General features: G+C 72.0%; 18 protein-coding genes. 4 read left to right on the forward strand and 14 right to left on the reverse strand.

Annotated features, from left to right (window positions below):
* Nucleotides 1-183: 183 nt before the first annotated feature.
* Both groL and groES read right to left on the reverse strand, forming a co-directional pair.
* Nucleotides 184-1,806 (reverse strand): chaperonin GroEL, encoded by a 1,623-nt coding sequence (gene groL, locus ABZ930_RS11695; protein ID WP_361545372.1) that lies wholly within the window; start codon nucleotides 1,804-1,806, stop codon nucleotides 184-186.
* 155 nt (nucleotides 1,807-1,961) lie between these two features.
* On the reverse strand, nucleotides 1,962-2,270 hold the full coding sequence (gene groES, locus ABZ930_RS11700) for a co-chaperone GroES (RefSeq protein ID WP_017239619.1): 309 nt from the start codon (nucleotides 2,268-2,270) through the stop codon (nucleotides 1,962-1,964).
* A 311-nt stretch (nucleotides 2,271-2,581) separates the two neighbouring features.
* Between groES and ABZ930_RS11705 the strand changes: the two genes are divergently transcribed.
* Both ABZ930_RS11705 and ABZ930_RS11710 read left to right on the forward strand, forming a co-directional pair.
* Nucleotides 2,582-2,875 carry a hypothetical protein gene (locus ABZ930_RS11705; RefSeq protein ID WP_361545375.1) on the forward strand — a complete coding sequence of 98 codons (294 nt, stop codon included), beginning with the start codon at nucleotides 2,582-2,584 and terminating at the stop codon, nucleotides 2,873-2,875.
* A gap of 1 nt (nucleotide 2,876) precedes the next feature.
* The gene (locus ABZ930_RS11710; protein ID WP_361545378.1) at nucleotides 2,877-3,209 is read left to right on the forward strand and encodes an inner-membrane translocator; all 333 of its coding nucleotides are present in this window, start codon (nucleotides 2,877-2,879) and stop codon (nucleotides 3,207-3,209) included.
* On the opposite strand, the gene ABZ930_RS11715 is transcribed toward ABZ930_RS11710, so the two are convergent.
* Nucleotides 3,200-4,063: a polysaccharide deacetylase family protein gene (locus ABZ930_RS11715; protein WP_361545381.1), complete on the reverse strand. Its 864-nt coding sequence runs from the start codon at nucleotides 4,061-4,063 to the stop codon at nucleotides 3,200-3,202. The genes ABZ930_RS11710 and ABZ930_RS11715 overlap by 10 nt on opposite strands.
* Nucleotides 4,060-4,989, reverse strand: a complete 930-nt coding sequence (locus tag ABZ930_RS11720) for a polysaccharide deacetylase family protein (RefSeq protein ID WP_361545384.1) — start codon at nucleotides 4,987-4,989, stop codon at nucleotides 4,060-4,062. The genes ABZ930_RS11715 and ABZ930_RS11720 overlap by 4 nt, the downstream gene beginning before the upstream one ends.
* Nucleotides 4,990-5,071: 82 nt before the next feature.
* Between ABZ930_RS11720 and ABZ930_RS11725 the strand changes: the two genes are divergently transcribed.
* Nucleotides 5,072-6,259, forward strand: a complete 1,188-nt coding sequence (locus tag ABZ930_RS11725) for a methyltransferase domain-containing protein (RefSeq protein WP_361545387.1) — start codon at nucleotides 5,072-5,074, stop codon at nucleotides 6,257-6,259.
* Nucleotides 6,260-6,290: 31 nt separating this feature from the next.
* On the opposite strand, the gene ABZ930_RS11730 is transcribed toward ABZ930_RS11725, so the two are convergent.
* The 7 genes from ABZ930_RS11730 to tsaB all read right to left on the reverse strand — a co-directional run bounded on the left by ABZ930_RS11730 (nucleotide 6,291) and on the right by tsaB (nucleotide 11,769).
* Nucleotides 6,291-7,502, reverse strand: coding sequence for a sigma-70 family RNA polymerase sigma factor (locus ABZ930_RS11730; RefSeq protein WP_361545699.1), 1,212 nt, complete (start codon nucleotides 7,500-7,502; stop codon nucleotides 6,291-6,293).
* A 140-nt stretch (nucleotides 7,503-7,642) separates the two neighbouring features.
* Nucleotides 7,643-7,999 (reverse strand): YciI family protein, encoded by a 357-nt coding sequence (locus tag ABZ930_RS11735; protein ID WP_361545390.1) that lies wholly within the window; start codon nucleotides 7,997-7,999, stop codon nucleotides 7,643-7,645.
* Between the two features lie 114 nt (nucleotides 8,000-8,113).
* Nucleotides 8,114-9,118: an LCP family protein gene (locus ABZ930_RS11740; protein ID WP_361545702.1), complete on the reverse strand. Its 1,005-nt coding sequence runs from the start codon at nucleotides 9,116-9,118 to the stop codon at nucleotides 8,114-8,116.
* Between the two features lie 162 nt (nucleotides 9,119-9,280).
* Complete coding sequence (locus ABZ930_RS11745) at nucleotides 9,281-9,535, reverse strand: hypothetical protein (protein ID WP_361545393.1); 255 nt, start codon at nucleotides 9,533-9,535, stop codon at nucleotides 9,281-9,283.
* Nucleotides 9,532-10,629, reverse strand: a complete 1,098-nt coding sequence (gene tsaD, locus ABZ930_RS11750) for a tRNA (adenosine(37)-N6)-threonylcarbamoyltransferase complex transferase subunit TsaD (RefSeq protein WP_361545395.1) — start codon at nucleotides 10,627-10,629, stop codon at nucleotides 9,532-9,534. Before tsaD ends, ABZ930_RS11745 begins: the two co-directional genes overlap by 4 nt.
* Nucleotides 10,622-11,089, reverse strand: a complete 468-nt coding sequence (gene rimI / locus ABZ930_RS11755) for a ribosomal protein S18-alanine N-acetyltransferase (protein ID WP_361545705.1) — start codon at nucleotides 11,087-11,089, stop codon at nucleotides 10,622-10,624. The genes tsaD and rimI overlap by 8 nt, the downstream gene beginning before the upstream one ends.
* Nucleotides 11,090-11,115: 26 nt before the next feature.
* Nucleotides 11,116-11,769 carry a tRNA (adenosine(37)-N6)-threonylcarbamoyltransferase complex dimerization subunit type 1 TsaB gene (tsaB, locus tag ABZ930_RS11760; RefSeq protein WP_361545398.1) on the reverse strand — a complete coding sequence of 218 codons (654 nt, stop codon included), beginning with the start codon at nucleotides 11,767-11,769 and terminating at the stop codon, nucleotides 11,116-11,118.
* A 119-nt stretch (nucleotides 11,770-11,888) separates the two neighbouring features.
* Between tsaB and ABZ930_RS11765 the strand changes: the two genes are divergently transcribed.
* Entirely contained in the window at nucleotides 11,889-12,440 is a 552-nt protein-coding gene (locus tag ABZ930_RS11765; protein ID WP_361545401.1) for a hypothetical protein, read from the forward strand.
* Here ABZ930_RS11765 and ABZ930_RS11770 read toward each other — a convergent pair.
* The 3 genes from ABZ930_RS11770 to ABZ930_RS11780 all read right to left on the reverse strand — a co-directional run bounded on the left by ABZ930_RS11770 (nucleotide 12,437) and on the right by ABZ930_RS11780 (nucleotide 14,536).
* The gene (locus ABZ930_RS11770) at nucleotides 12,437-12,616 is read right to left on the reverse strand and encodes a hypothetical protein (RefSeq protein ID WP_361545404.1); all 180 of its coding nucleotides are present in this window, start codon (nucleotides 12,614-12,616) and stop codon (nucleotides 12,437-12,439) included. The genes ABZ930_RS11765 and ABZ930_RS11770 overlap by 4 nt on opposite strands.
* A gap of 146 nt (nucleotides 12,617-12,762) precedes the next feature.
* Nucleotides 12,763-13,326 (reverse strand): tRNA (adenosine(37)-N6)-threonylcarbamoyltransferase complex ATPase subunit type 1 TsaE, encoded by a 564-nt coding sequence (gene tsaE / locus ABZ930_RS11775; RefSeq protein ID WP_361545407.1) that lies wholly within the window; start codon nucleotides 13,324-13,326, stop codon nucleotides 12,763-12,765.
* Nucleotides 13,289-14,536: an alpha/beta hydrolase gene (locus tag ABZ930_RS11780; RefSeq protein ID WP_361545410.1), complete on the reverse strand. Its 1,248-nt coding sequence runs from the start codon at nucleotides 14,534-14,536 to the stop codon at nucleotides 13,289-13,291. Before ABZ930_RS11780 ends, tsaE begins: the two co-directional genes overlap by 38 nt.
* Nucleotides 14,537-14,585 lie beyond the last annotated feature (49 nt).

A 14,585-nucleotide genomic window follows, 5' to 3' on the forward strand; every position in this document is an offset into this window, starting at 1 on the left:
GGCGAGCGTCCCCGCGCCCCTGGAAGCGAGCTTCGCTCGCCCAGGGGCAGGGGAAGGCGCGCGCAGCGCATGCCTTCAGGGGCGCGGGGAACTGCGCGACCAGCCCCCACCGGCCCGCACCCGACGACGCACCGAAAAGGCCCGCCCCCCGAATCGGGAGACGGGCCTCGGAGAAGGCTCGGGTCAGTGCGAGTGACCGTGGCCGTGACCGGCCTCGGGCTCTTCCTCGGCCGGCTTCTCGACGACCAGCGTCTCGGTCGTCAGCAGCAGCGAAGCGATCGACGCGGCGTTCTCCAGCGCGGAGCGCGTCACCTTGACCGGGTCGATGACGCCGGCCTTGACCAGGTCGCCGTACTCGCCGGTCGCGGCGTTGTAGCCCTGGCCCTTCTCCATCTCCTTGACCTTGGAGACGATGACGTAGCCCTCCTGGCCGGCGTTCTCACCGATCCAGCGCAGGGGCTCGACGACGGCGTTGCGGACGACGGAGACGCCGGTGGCCTCGTCGCCCTCCTTGCCGAGGGAGCCCTCGAGGACCTTGGAGGCGTGCACCAGAGCGGAGCCACCACCGGAGACGATGCCCTCCTCGACCGCGGCGCGGGTCGCGGAGATGGCGTCCTCCAGACGGTGCTTCTTCTCCTTGAGCTCGACCTCGGTCGCGGCACCGACCTTGATCACGCAGACGCCGCCGGCCAGCTTCGCGAGGCGCTCCTGGAGCTTCTCGCGGTCCCAGTCGGAGTCCGTGTTCTCGATCTCGGCCTTGATCTGGTTGACGCGGCCGTCGACGTCGGCCTTGTTGCCGCCACCGTCGACGATCGTGGTGTCGTCCTTGGTGATGGTGACGCGACGGGCGGAGCCGAGCACGTCCAGACCGGCCTGGTCCAGCTTGAGGCCGACCTCTTCGGCGATGACGGTGGCACCGGTGAGGGTGGCCATGTCCTGGAGCATCGCCTTGCGGCGGTCGCCGAAGCCGGGGGCCTTGACCGCGACGGCGTTGAACGTGCCGCGGATCTTGTTCACGACCAGGGTCGACAGGGCCTCGCCCTCGACGTCCTCGGCGATGATCAGCAGCGGCTTGGAGCCACCGGCCTGGATGACCTTCTCCAGGAGCGGCAGCAGGTCCTGGATGGACCCGATCTTGCCCTGGTGGATCAGGATGTACGGGTCGTCGAGGACGGCCTCCATACGCTCCTGGTCGGTGACGAAGTACGGGGACAGGTAGCCCTTGTCGAAGGCCATGCCCTCGGTGAAGTCCAGCTCCAGACCGAAGGTGTTGGACTCCTCGACGGTGATGACACCGTCCTTGCCGACCTTGTCCATCGCCTCGGCGATGAGCTCGCCGACCTGGCTGTCCTGGGCGGACAGACCGGCGACGGCCGCGATGTCGGACTTCTCGTCGATCGGGCGGGCCGTGGCGAGCAGGTCCTCGGAGACGGCCTTGACGGCGGCGTCGATGCCCTTCTTCAGGGCGGCCGGGGAGGCACCGGCGGCGACGTTGCGCAGACCCTCGCGGACCAGGGCCTGGGCCAGCACGGTGGCGGTGGTGGTGCCGTCACCCGCGATGTCGTTGGTCTTGGTCGCCACCTCCTTCACCAGCTGGGCGCCGAGGTTCTCGTACGGGTCCTCGACCTCGACCTCGCGGGCGATGGTCACACCGTCGTTGGTGATGGTGGGGGCGCCGAACTTCTTGTCGATGACGACGTTGCGGCCGCGGGGGCCGATCGTCACCTTCACCGTGTCGGCCAGCTTGTTGACGCCGCGCTCAAGGGCGCGACGGGCGTCCTCGTCGAACTTCAGGATCTTCGCCATGGGAGCGTTTCAGCCCTCTCGGAAAACTAGGGTGAAGCATGGTGTGAAAACGAACCGCGCCCCCGACCCCGGCTCATGTGAATCGCGGGTGCCAGGGGCGCAGATCGAAAGCAGAAGCAATGTCGCTTCGGTGAAGCCGGTAATCCGAAAGTGGACTACTTCTCGACGATCGCGAGCACGTCGCGGGCCGAGAGGACGAGGTACTCCTCGCCGTTGTACTTGACCTCGGTGCCGCCGTACTTGCTGTACAGCACGATGTCGCCGGTCTTCACGTCGAGCGGAAGACGCTCGCCGTTCTCGAAGCGGCCCGGGCCCACGGCGAGGACGACGCCCTCCTGGGGCTTCTCCTTCGCGGTGTCCGGAATGACCAGGCCAGAGGCGGTGGTCTGCTCGGCGTCGAGCGGCTGGACCACAATGCGGTCCTCGAGCGGCTTGATGGCAACCTTGGAGCTGGTGGTCGTCACGATCCGACCTCCCCCTTCGGAGATCTCACGGGGTTAACTGTCTGAGGTGGCGACCAGGTGGATCCGTCGTCGCGGGTGCCGGACCTGCCCGTCGCTGTTGGCACTCTCCTACGGGGAGTGCCAGAGCCGAGACTATGACCGCGATTAGCACTCGGTCAAGCGGACTGCTAATCGAGCTCTTCGCGCGGCGCCCTTTCCGACCGCCGCGACGCCCCCTCGACGCCCCCGCCGACGGCCACCGACGGGCCACGGATCGGTCTCGGTCGGGGAACGTACGGGTGGAGGCCCGGGTTCCGTACGAGAGTCCTGGCATGACCGGTCACCACCACACCCCGAAGTCCCTGGCGGGCGATGCCGCGCTCGCGCTGTTCGTCCTGTTCACGGACGCGATCGGCTGTCTGACCGTGGTCGTCTGGTCCTGGGGGGCGCACCTGTCGTCCAGGGGATTCGCCCTGTGGGTCCTGCTGCTCGCCGGGCTGATCCTCGCGTCGTCGTTCGCCTTCCGGTTCGGGCGTGTGCCGCTGCCGGTCACGGCGGGGATCCAGGTCGTCGCGGGCTCCCTGGTGGCCTTCGGCGGTCTGCTGCTGCTCTTCGGGGGGAACTGACGTGCTGGAACGGCCGGACGAGGACTGGTTCGCGAGCGGCTGCCTGCTGGCCCTGGTGCTGCTCCTGGAGGCCGGCTACCTGGCCCTCGTGATGTTCTCCCTGATGCTGCGCGGCCTCGGCGGCACGGACCCCGGGTCGGCGAAGCCGGGGAGTCCGCCGCCCGCTCCGGACTGGACCGAGGTGTGGTGCTGGGGCGGCGGCGCGGGGGCGGCGCTGTTCTTCGGGGCCGTGTTCCTGTGGCTGCGGCGCCCGTGGGCCGCGTCCTTCCAGCTGTTCGCGGCCGTGTGGGCGGCGACCTTGGCGGCCGCCGCCTGGCAGCGGGTTCAGACGTAGTCCTCCAGGCGGGCCACGGTGAACCCCTGTTCCTGGACGCGCCGCAGCATCCGCGAGGTCATCTCCGTCAGGGTCGTGCCCTTCAGCTCCTCGGGGCCGCGGAAGTGGGCCAGGATGATGTCGCCGGGGCGCAGCCGGTCCCCGTCGGCGTAGCGCAGGTCGTTGATCTGCATCGAGGCGCGCCACAGGACGATCGCGTCGATGCCGCAGTCGCCGGCCGCGCGCAGGGTGTCCGCGTCGTAGTTGCCGTAGGGCGGGCGGAACAGCCGCGGGGCCGCTCCGAAGCGGGACTTGAGCCGGGTCTGCTGGCCGCAGATCTCGGCGTGCTGGTCGACGTAGCCGAGGCCGGGCAGGAAGGGGTGGGTCAGGGTGTGGTTCTCCACCTGGGCGCCGAGCCGCCGCAGCCTGCCGAAGTGGTCGTAGCCGGCGCCCGCCGCGGCGTCGGCGAGGAACATCGAGATCGGCAGCCGCAGTTCGCGGACCATGTCGACGAAGCGCGGGTCCTTCTCGGCCCCGTCGTCGAAGGTGAGGAAGACGACCTTGTCGCGGGTGGGTACGTGGTCGATGACCGGCGGCACCGTGCCGGGGGCGCGGGCCGCGAGCGCCCGGTGCGGCCGGGGCGCCGGGGCCAGCGGGGCGGCCAGGCCCCAGCGGCGGTGGGCGTCGGGCGCGGGCGCGCCGGCCGCCGGGGCCGGTTCGGGCCTGCGGACCTTCTGCGCCGCCTTCCGGCCCATCCGCTCGATCGGGTCGACGGACTGCGCGCACCCGGTGAGCAGCGCGGCGGCCAGGGCACAGACGATCGCCGCCCGTGCCCCCGGCCGCCGGACACCGCCCCCCGCCCCATGAGCTGTCACAGGTAGTCCTCCAGGCGTGCCACCGCGTACCCCTTGTCGGTGACGTACTTCATGAACGTGCGGATCATGTCGGGCATCGTGCCCTTCCAGTCCTCGCGACCGCGGAAATGCGTGAGGATGATGTCGCCCGGATGGATGTCGCGGTCCCACTCGCGATAGTCCATTCGGTCCACGAAGACCTCGGCGTTCCAGATGGGCGCGTACTTCACGCCGCAGGACTTGGCGGCCTTGAGGGTGGCCTGGTTGTAGTTGCCGTAGGGCGGGCGGAAGAGGGCCGGGCGCTTGCCGTAGTGCTTCTCGATGACGTCCTGCATGCCGCAGATCTCGCGCTTCTGTCCCGCGTAGGACAGGCCCGGCAGGTAGGGGTGGTGGAGCGTGTGGTTGTTCAGGCCCACCCCGGCCCTCTGCATCGTCTTGAAGTACCCGTAGTCCTCCTTGGCGAGGTAGTCGCTGAGGAAGGCGGTGTACGGGATCTTCAGCTCGCTCATCATCTTCACGAACGCCGGGTCCTTCTCGGCGCCGTCGTCGATCGTGAGGAAGACGATCTTCTTCTTGGTGGGGATCGTGGTGAAGACCGGGGGCAGGCCGAGTTCCTTCTGGCCGTCGACCTCGAACCCCTTGCGCGGCTCGATGTGCGGCTTGTGCGCGGGCGGGGCGGGCGCGGTCAGCGGCGGCTTCGCCAGACCCCAGCGCTTGGCCGCCGCGACGACACGGGCGCGTTCGGCCTTGAGGCGGGTGGCGTACGAGTCGAGGGCCTGGGCCGGCGGAGCCTTCAGCGGCTGCTGGCCGGGGGCCGGCGGCACGGCCTTCTCACCGCCGCCGACGGTGCAGCCGGAGGCGAGGGCGCAGGCCGCCAGGGCCGCGACCGAGACCCGTCGCACTGTCCCTCTTCTGCCGCTTTTCTCATTTTGTCTTACTAGTTGCATGGCGCCGGATCCTTGCAGCTCAACGCCCTGGTCAGGGGCCGACACCGCCGCCGGGCGCGCACCATCCACCGACTGGCCCACAATGGGCCGGGTGAACGACCCCGCTTCCCTCGCCGCCCTCCTGACCCCCGCGGGACAGGCCCTGCTCGACACCCTGCGCGACCACGACCCGGCGCAGGAGCTCGCGCTCGCGACCCGGCTGCGCCGCGAACACCCGGCCGACCTGGTCTCGGCCGCGCTCGCCCAGGCCCGGCTGCGACAGCGGGCGGCGGCGAAGTTCGGGGCACGGGACGCGGCCCGGATGTACTTCACGGCGAACGGCGTCGAGCAGGCGACCCGGACGAGCGTGGCCACCTACCGCGCGGAGTCCTTCAAGGCGCTGGGCGTACGGTCCGTCGCCGATCTGTGCTGCGGCATCGGCGGCGACGCGATCGCGCTGGCCCGCGCCGGGATCTCCGTCCTCGCCGTCGACCGCGATCCGCTGACCTGCGCCGTCGCCCGCGCCAACGCCGAGGCGCTGGGGCTCTCCGAGCTGATCGAGGTGCGGGAGGCGGACGTCACGGAGGTGGAGACGGCGGCGTACGACGCGGTGTTCGTCGATCCCGCGCGCCGGGGCGGCCGCGGCCGCATCTTCGACCCCGAGGCCTACTCCCCTCCCCTGTCCTGGGCCGTCGCCGCCGCGCTGAAGGCGCCGCGCGCCGCACTGAAGATCGCGCCCGGCATCCCGCACGAGGCGATCCCGGACGCGGCCGACGCCGAGTGGATCTCGGACGGGGGTGACGTGAAGGAGGCCGTGCTGTGGTTCGGCACCGCGCCCGGGAGGATGCGGGCCACACTGCTGCCGGGCCCGCGGGCGCTGGCCGGGCGCGGGCTGCCCGATCCCGAAGTGCGGCCCGTGGGGCGGTACTTGTACGAGCCCGACGGAGCCGTCATCCGGGCGCACCTGGTCGCCGAGGTGGCCGAGCAGGTCGGCGGCGGTCTGCTCGACGAGACCATCGCGTACGTCACGGCGGACGAACTGCGGCCGACGCCGTACGCGGCCGCGTACGAGATCACCGACCAACTGCCCTTCAACATGAAGAAGTTGAAGGCGCTGCTGCGGGAGCGCGGGGTCGGCGTGCTCACCGTGAAGAAGCGCGGGTCCGCCGTGGAACCGGAGGAACTGCGCCGCAAGGTCATGCCGAAGCCCTACGGCAAGGCTTCGGCGACGGTGTTCCTGACCCGGGTCGCGGGCGCCCCCACCATGTTGCTGGGCCGGAGCACCCGCTGAGGTCTCGGGGCTCCGCCCCGGCCCCCGCTCCTCAATCGCCGGAGGGGCTCGATCTGCCGAGCAGAAACTCCCGCTCCCGCTCATTGCGGGCCAGCGCCGCGGCCCGCACAAACTCCGCCCGCGCCTCCTCCGCCCGCCCGAGCCGCTCCAGCAGATCCCCGCGCACGCTCGGCAGCAAGTGGTAGTCGCGCAGGGCCGGTTCACCGGCGACGGCGTCCACGATCGTGAGCCCCGCCGCCGGCCCCTCGGCCATGGAGACGGCCACGGCCCGGTTCAGCTCGACCACCGGTGACGGGGCACGCACGGCGAGCAGGCCGTACAGGGTGGCGATGCGCGGCCAGTCGGTCTCCTCGTACGTGTGCGCCTGCGCGTGACAGGCGGCGATGGCGGCCTGGAGGACGTACGGGCCGGGCCCGCCGCCCGTGAGGGTCGCCTCCGCGCGGGACAGGGCGGTGAATCCGCGGCGGATCAGGAGCTGGTTCCAGCGGGTGCGGTGCTGGTCCTTCAGCAGGACGGGCGCGCCGTCGGGCGTCGTGCGGGCGGCCGCGCGGGACGACTGGAGTTCGAGCAGCGCGGCCAGGCCGTGCACCTCGGGCTCCTTCGGCATCAGCGACTGCAGGACGCGGGCCAGCCGCAGGGCGTCCTCGCACAGCCCCGGGCGGAGGTAGTCGTCGCCCGCCGTGGCCGCGTACCCCTCGTTGAAGATGAGGTAGATGACTTCGAGGACCGAGCCGAGGCGGGCCTCCCGGTCCGGTCCGCAGGGCACCTCGAAGGCGATGTCGCGGGTGGCGAGGGTGCGTTTGGCGCGCACGACGCGCTGGGCGACGGTCGCTTCGGGGGCGAGGACCGCGCGGGCGATCTCGGCCGTGGTGAGGCCGCCGAGCAGGCGCAGGGTGAGGGCGGCGCGGGCCTCGGCGGACAGCACCGGGTGACAGCTCATGAAGACGAGCCGGAGCAGATCGTCGTCGATGTCGTCGGGATCCGGGACCGCTTCCTGCTCGTACGCGAACGCGGTCGCCCGCCCGACCTCCTCCAGCTTGCGCGCGTAGTTCTCCCGCCGCCGCACCAGGTCGACGGCGCGGCGCCGGGCGGTGGTCGTCAGCCAGGCGCCCGGGTTGTCCGGGACGCCCGTGCGCGGCCAGGTCTCCAGCGCGGCGACCAGGGCGTCCTGCGCCAGCTCCTCCGCGATGCCGACGTCCCGGACGAGCCGGGTGACGGCGGCGATGATCCGCGGCGCCTCCATCCGGAAGACGGTCTCCACGGTCTCCGCCGTCCCCGCCGTGTCCGCCGTGTCCGCCGTGTCCGCGAGGTGGGCCGTGCTGTCGTCGCGTCGCTCTGTCACGGCCCACATCAGACACCCGGGAGCGGCCCGGGCCAAGGGGCTCAGCCCTCGGCGAGCTGGCGGACCTCGCAGGTGACGGTCCAGAACTCCTCGTGGACCTGGAGGAACCGCTTGGCCCACTCGACGGCCTCGGCCATGTCCTTGCACTGCATGAGGGCGTAGCCGCCGACGACCTCCTTGGACTCGGTGAACGGGCCGTCGGTGACGGAGGTGCGGCCGCCCTCCCAGTGCACCCGCTTGCCCTGGGCCTGTGGCAGCAGCCCGGCCGTGTCGAGCATGACGCCCGCCTTGGTGATCTCCTCGAGCAGTTCCTCCATGCGCCGCCCCAGCTCGGGGCTCGGGCCCTCGGCGGGCGCGGTGGACTCGTCGATGTGGATGAGGGAGATGTAGCGCGGCACGGTGACTCCTCGGTTCGGCGGGCCGGTCCTTCCCGGTCCCTTCACCCTTGCGTCGAACGGGCCGGGCCCGGATCGACACCCGCGAGGATTTTTCTTCGGGAAGTTTCCGGGCCGCTAGCGCAGCGACTCCCACAGCTCCTTCGCCTCGGGTTCGTCGGCCACCACCCGGTTGTGGTCGGACGGCGCCTGCACCACGGGCATCATCACCGTCTTCACCGAGTCGCCGGACAGGTCCTGGAGGCTGCGCGCCAGGCCCGACAGCTTGCTCAGCGAGTCGAGGCCGGTGTCCGTGGTGAGGGCGCCCGTCGCCGCGTCGGCGACCTGGTAGAGGCGGGTCGGGCTGGTGAGCAGCCCGGAGCCCGAGACCTGGTCCGCCAGCGCCTTCACCAGCTGCTGCTGGAGCTTGATGCGGCCCAGGTCGCTGCCGTCGCCGACGCCGTGCCGGGTCCGGGCGAAGGCGAGCGCGGTCTTGCCGTCGAGGTGGTGCGGGCCGGCCTCCAGGTGGAGCTGGCTGAGGTCGTCGTCGATGTCCTCGTCGGTGGTGATGTCGACACCGCCGAGCGCGTCGATGAGCTCCGCGAAGCCCGCGAAGTCGACCTCCAGATAGTGGTCCATGCGCACCCCGGTCATGGTCTCGACGGTCTTCACCGCGCAGACCGGACCGCCCAGCGAATAGGCGCTGTTGAACATGACGTTGTACGCGACCGCCGACGTCCCGCCGGACTCCGTCGGGCACGAGGGGCGTTCCACGAGGGTGTCGCGCGGGATGCTGACGACGGTGGCCTCGGACCGGTCGGCGTTCAGGTGCAGGACCATCGCGGTGTCGGACCGCGCGCCGCCGCTGTCACCGCCGCCGAGCTTCTTGTTCTCCTTGCCCGTGCGCGAGTCGGAGCCGAGGACGAGGATGTTCAGGACGCCCTTCTCGACCGGTTCCTGCGACGCGGAGGCCGACGGTGCGGGCGAGGGGTCCGTCCGGTCGGCGCGGGCCGGGCGGTTGTCGCCGAGCGCGCTGTCGATGTCGACGCTGCGGATGTTGTGGTCCAGGTGCCAGTACACCCAGCCGGCTCCCCCGCCGCCGAGCACGAGGGCGCAGCCGAGCACCACACCGGCGGCCTTCACCGCACGCCCACGGAACCGTTTCTTCTCAGTCACTCAGGGAACGTAAGTCCGAATTATTACAACGGTAAACCTCTCGCCCCGACTCTTCGGAAAATCTCAGAAAATCTCGGATACACACCACCGCGAAACGGCCCTTATCGGGCCGCCGCCGTGCGCCGCGGCTCAGGCGGTCTCGAACCGCCAGCGGTGCACCGCCCGCATCACCAGCTCCCCGTCCGGCTCGGGCAGTTCGGGGAGTTCGGCGTCGTAGGCGGCGTCCCACCACGTGATGACGAGGACCCGGTCCTGGGGCGCGCGCAGCGTCTCGCGGCGCAGCGGCGCGCGCTCGGACGACAGCGTCTGCGCCTTGGCCCAGGCGAGCAGGTCGTCGCCGCGTCCGGCGACCGCCCGGGCCTCCCACATCAGGGCGACGCTCACGAGTAGAGGTTCTCCTTGCTGACCTCGTGCACGTGGTCGTGGCCGTGATGGTGGCCCGGCACGTGCGTCTCGGTCACCGGCAGCGAGGAGTCGGCGGACAGGTCCCACGAGGAGGCCGCCCGGTTCCTGGCCACCATCTCGGCGCCCAGCGCGGCGACCATCGCGCCGTTGTCCGTGCAAAGCTTGGGGCGCGGCACCCGCAGCCGGATCCCGGCCCGCTCGCAGCGCTCCTGGGCGAGGGCGCGCAGCCGCGAGTTGGCCGCGACGCCGCCGCCGATCATCAGGTGGTCGACGCCCTCGTCCTTGCAGGCGCGGACGGCCTTGCGGGTCAGCACGTCGACGACGGCCTCCTGGAAGGACGCCGACACGTCCCGCACCGGCACGTCCTCCCCCGCGGCCCGCTTGGCCTCGATCCAGCGGGCGACGGCGGTCTTGAGGCCGGAGAAGGAGAAGTCGTACGCGGGGTCGCGCGGGCCGGTCAGTCCGCGCGGGAACGCGATGGCGGTCGGGTCGCCCTCCTTCGCGTACCGGTCGATGACCGGGCCGCCGGGGAAGCCGAGGTTGAGCACCCGGGCGATCTTGTCGAAGGCCTCGCCCGCCGCGTCGTCGATGGTCGCGCCCAGCGGCCGCACGTCGGAGGTGATGTCGGTGGACAGCAGCAGCGACGAGTGGCCGCCGGAGACCAGCAGCGCCATCGTCGGCTCGGGCAGCTTCCCGTGCTCCAGCTGGTCGACGCAGATGTGCGAGGCGAGGTGGTTGACGCCGTAGAGCGGCTTGTCGAGCGCGTACGCGTACGCCTTCGCGGCGCTCACGCCGACCAGCAGGGCACCCGCGAGACCGGGCCCGGCCGTGACGGAGATGCCGTCGAGGTCCTTGGCGCTCACCCCCGCGTCCTTCAGGGCGCGCTGGATCGTCGGGACCATCGCCTCCAGGTGCGCGCGGGAGGCGACCTCGGGGACGACGCCGCCGAAGCGGGCGTGCTCGTCGACGCTGGAGGCGACGGCGTCGGCGAGCAGGGTGGTGCCGCGGACGATGCCGACGCCGGTCTCGTCGCAGGAGGTCTCGATGCCGAGGACGAGCGGTTCGTCAGCCATGGTTCTTCTCTTCAGTCACGGTGGTGGTGGTCAGGCGCATCACGAGGGCGTCCACGTTGCCCGGCTGGTAGTAGCCGCGGCGGAAGCCGATCGGCTCGAAGCCGAAGCGCTCGTAGAGCTTCTGCGCCCGGGTGTTGTCGACGCGGACCTCGAGCATCACCTCGGCGGCCTCGAAGGCGGTGGCGTGCCGCAGCAGTTCTTCGAGCAGCCGGGCGCCGAGGCCGGTGCCCCACTGGTCGCGGGCGACGGCGATGGTCTGGACGTCGGCCAGGTCGTCGGCGGCGGCGAGCCCGCCGTAGCCGAGCAGCCGGTCCCCGTCGTACGCGACGACGTAGCGGCGCGTCGACCCGACCCCGCGCGCGTGCGCGAGCTCGGACCAGAACATGCCGCGCGACCACGCGTCGTCCGGGAAGAGGTCCTTCTCCAGGGCGAGCACGGGATCGATGTCCCACCAGCGCATCTCGCGGATGTCGACGTCCACAGTGGTCACTGGGGGGTGACCACCTTGTAGTTCTTGGGGACCTGGGCGTCGGGCCTGCGCAGGTACAGCGGCCGGGGCTCGAGCAGCTCCTCGCCCGCGGCCAGCCGCTCGGCGGCCAGCGCGGCGAGCGCGGCGGCGCTGACGTGCTCGGGGCCGTGCGGGTCGGGGAAGACGTCGGGGTAGAGCAGCGCGCCCGCGCCGACCACGGGCAGCCCCGCGACCTGCTCGGCGATGTCGGCGGGCCGGTCGACGGCCGCTTCGGTGGTGCGGGTGCGCGGGTTCTCGTAGCGCGCCCAGTACACCTCCTTGCGGCGGGCGTCGGTGGCGACGACGAAGGGGCCCTCCACCTGCGCCTCGAACGCGAGGCCGTCCAGCGTGCACACACCGTGCACGGGCACGCCGAGCGCGAGCCCGAACGTGTCGGCGGTCATCAGGCCGACCCGCAGTCCGGTGTACGGTCCCGGGCCGACGCCCACGACGATCCCGGTGACGGCGTCCAGCTTCAGCCCGGCCTCCTGGAGCACCCGGTCGACGGCGGGCAGCAGCAGCTCCCCGTGTCTGCGGGCGTCCACCTGGCTCGACTCCGCGACGACGGAGGAGCCGTCGTGCAGGGCGACGGTGACGGCGGGGGTGGCGGTATCCACAGCGAGCAACAGCACGCGAACAGCCTACGACCACACAAGAGCGGACACGTCCGGACCGCCGACAACCAGGGGAGCGCCCGCTCCCGGCTGCTACCGTCACCTGGAGAAGTCGAACACCGAGAGGCAGGCACCTGGTGGCACGGAGCAGCACCGGATTCGTGACCGCGCTGACGGCGGGCGCGCTCGCCGTGGTCGGCTTCCTCGCCTACCAGGCCTCGGCCAGCGCTCCGGCCGATCCCGGCAAGTCGCCCTCCGCCACCTCGTCCTCCTCGGCGTCCGCCACCCCGAAGAAGAAGGCCGACCCGAAGGCGCTGCCCGCGCAGTCCGGCAAGGGCGAGCGGGTCGTCTACGCGCTGGACGCGGACCGCGTCTGGCTGGTGGGCGGCAACGGCAAGGTGCAGCGCACGTACGAGGTGACGCCCGGCACCCTCGACCCGGCGCCCGGCAAGTACACGGTGGACTCGCGCTCGGGGGCCATCCCGGGCACGGACGGCACGCCGGTCGAGCACGTGGTCCGCTTCGCCAGTACGAACGGGGTGGTGATCGGGTTCAGCGCCGCGGTCGACGGCTCCACGCCCGAGCCCGACCCGACGAAGCAGACCGGCGGCATCCGCGAGTCGCGGGCCGACGGCAACGCGATGTGGGAGTTCGCCACCGTCGGGCGGCTCGTCGTCGTGGTGCCCTAGGGCCTGTCCTCGGCGGAGTTCGCCGGCGCGACGGCGCGGGCCGGCGGCGTCGACACCAGCCGTGCCGCCGCGCAGGAGGCCAGCAGGTCCCCCATCGACACCCCGCGCACCACGTCCCGTCCGGCGCGCGGCAGCGGCGCCGTACGGGTCTCTACGTCACGTTCCGATGTCGTCATGGACGCCTCCCGGGGCCGCCTCGGCGATCGAGGTTAGGTAGACCTAACCAAGACGTGCTTCCATGTGAACACGCCGAAGGGGCGTCGCGCAACATGTTGCCGACGCCCTGTCGGGATGTCCGGAGGAAGCCGCCCGGGGTGCGGGTTCAGCCCGCCAGCGACGCCAGGTCCGCCTCGGTCCAGCGCGCCCCGATGCCGTGCAGCGTCACCACGCGCACCTCGTCGGTGGTGTCGCCGGTGGCCCTGTCGATGAGCACGTGCAGCCGGTCGTCGGAGAGCTCCTCGACCTTGCCGTCGCCCCACTCCACGACGACCACGGAGTCCGGGAGCGAGACGTCGAGGTCCAGGTCCTCCATCTCGTCGAGACCGCCGCCGAGCCGGTAGGCGTCGACGTGCACCAGCGCCGGGCCCTCGCCGAGCGGCGGGTGGACGCGGGCGATCACGAACGTCGGCGAGGTCACCGCGCCCCGCACGCCCAGGCCCGCGCCGAGACCGCGGGTCAGGGTCGTCTTGCCGGCGCCGAGCTCACCGGTGAGCATCACGAGGTCGCCGGGGCGCAGCCGGGTGGCCAGGGCCAGGCCCAGCCTTCCCATCGCGTCCGGGGAGCTGACGGTGACCGTGACGGTAGAAACGGGTGCGCCGGGAGAGGCGGGGGTCTCGGGGGTGGCGGGTTCAGCCGCCGGGTCGTGCGGTGCTGCCGGTGTCTCCATAGATCCCCACGGTAGCGGCTGCCGATACCGCTCCCGTACGGGCCAGGAGATCGGCCAGCCGGTCGGTGACGACCTCCGGGTGCTCCAGCATCACCAGGTGCCCGGCGTCCGGCACGAGCACGAACTCGGCGTCGGGCAGCAGCTCCGCGATCGCCTCGCTGTGCCCGCTCGGCGTCACCAGGTCCTGCTCCCCCGCGAGGACGAGGGCGGGCACCTGGGCGAAGCGGCTCAGCGCGGCCGTCTTGTCGTGCTCCTGGAACGCCGGGTAGAACTCGGCGACCACGTCGATCGGCGTGCCCTCGATCATCCGCTCGGCGAACCGGGCGATCGCCGGGTCGACGTCCCGGGTCGCGAACGAGTACCGCTTGATGATCCCCGCGAACAGGTCGGCGGTGGCCCTGCGGCCGCGCTCGACCAGTTCGGCGCGCTGTCCGAGGACCTTGAGGACGCCGGGCAGGACCCGCCGCACCACGTTCACCCCCGCCACCGGAAGTCCGTAGTTCACCTCGCCGAGCCTCCCCGACGACGTGCCCACGAGCGCCACGCCGACGACCCGGTCGCGGACCAGCTCGGGGCACTGGTCGGCGAGCGCCATCACGGTCATGCCGCCCATGGAGTGACCGACGAGGACGACCGGCCCCTCGGGCGCCGCCGCGTCGATGACCGCCCTGAGGTCGCCGCCGAGGGTGTCGATGGAGACCGGCCGGCCGCTCTCCGTCTGCTCCACCCCGCGTCCGGAGCGGCCGTGGCTGCGCTGGTCCCAGTACACGCACCGCACGACACCGCGCAGGGCCGCGCGCTGGAAGTGCCACGAGTCCTGGTTCAGGCAGTAGCCGTGGCTGAAGACGACGGTGACCGGCGCGGGCGCCTTGCGGCCGAACAGGCGCCGTCTGCGGGTGCCGGTGGTGGCCTCCGGCGCCGCTTCGTCGATCTCGTCGGTCTCGTAGTACAGCTCGGTGCCGTCCGCCGCGTACGCCTTGCCGGGCAGGCCGCGCAGCGAGCCGTAGGGCCCGGACGCGTCCAGCGCGAGCCGGGCCTTCCTGCGCATCCCGCGCCCCACGGTGAGCCGCTCCACGGCGACTCCGGCGGCGGCGCCCGCGGCGACCACCCCCACCGCGGCGCCCGCGAGGCCGGCCCGCCGCCAGCTCCCCGAAGCCGCCGCGGCAGCCTCGGTGACGGCCGCCGTGGCCTGTGCGCTGGTCTCGCTCACGTGCCGCTCCCTCGCTGTGCGCGCCGCTGCTCCGCAGTGCTGTGACACC

Origin of the sequence: Streptomyces sp. NPDC046716 (assembly GCF_040645755.1) — a bacterium.
GTDB lineage: Bacteria > Actinomycetota > Actinomycetes > Streptomycetales > Streptomycetaceae > Streptomyces.

Bases quoted from the DNA above. Each gene is read 5' to 3' on its own strand.
- groL (WP_361545372.1), bottom strand. From the start codon at position 1,806: ATGGCGAAGATCCTGAAGTTCGACGAGGACGCCCGTCGCGCCCTTGAG.
- ABZ930_RS11770 (WP_361545404.1), bottom strand. From the start codon at position 12,616: ATGACGACATCGGAACGTGACGTAGAGACCCGTACGGCGCCGCTGCCG.
- tsaD (WP_361545395.1), bottom strand. From the start codon at position 10,629: ATGGCTGACGAACCGCTCGTCCTCGGCATCGAGACCTCCTGCGACGAG.
- ABZ930_RS11705 (WP_361545375.1), top strand. From the start codon at position 2,582: ATGACCGGTCACCACCACACCCCGAAGTCCCTGGCGGGCGATGCCGCG.
- tsaE (WP_361545407.1), bottom strand. From the start codon at position 13,326: ATGGAGACACCGGCAGCACCGCACGACCCGGCGGCTGAACCCGCCACC.
- ABZ930_RS11720 (WP_361545384.1), bottom strand. From the start codon at position 4,989: ATGCAACTAGTAAGACAAAATGAGAAAAGCGGCAGAAGAGGGACAGTG.
- rimI (WP_361545705.1), bottom strand. From the start codon at position 11,089: ATGCGCTGGTGGGACATCGATCCCGTGCTCGCCCTGGAGAAGGACCTC.
- ABZ930_RS11725 (WP_361545387.1), top strand. From the start codon at position 5,072: ATGGGCCGGGTGAACGACCCCGCTTCCCTCGCCGCCCTCCTGACCCCC.
- ABZ930_RS11730 (WP_361545699.1), bottom strand. From the start codon at position 7,502: ATGGAGGCGCCGCGGATCATCGCCGCCGTCACCCGGCTCGTCCGGGAC.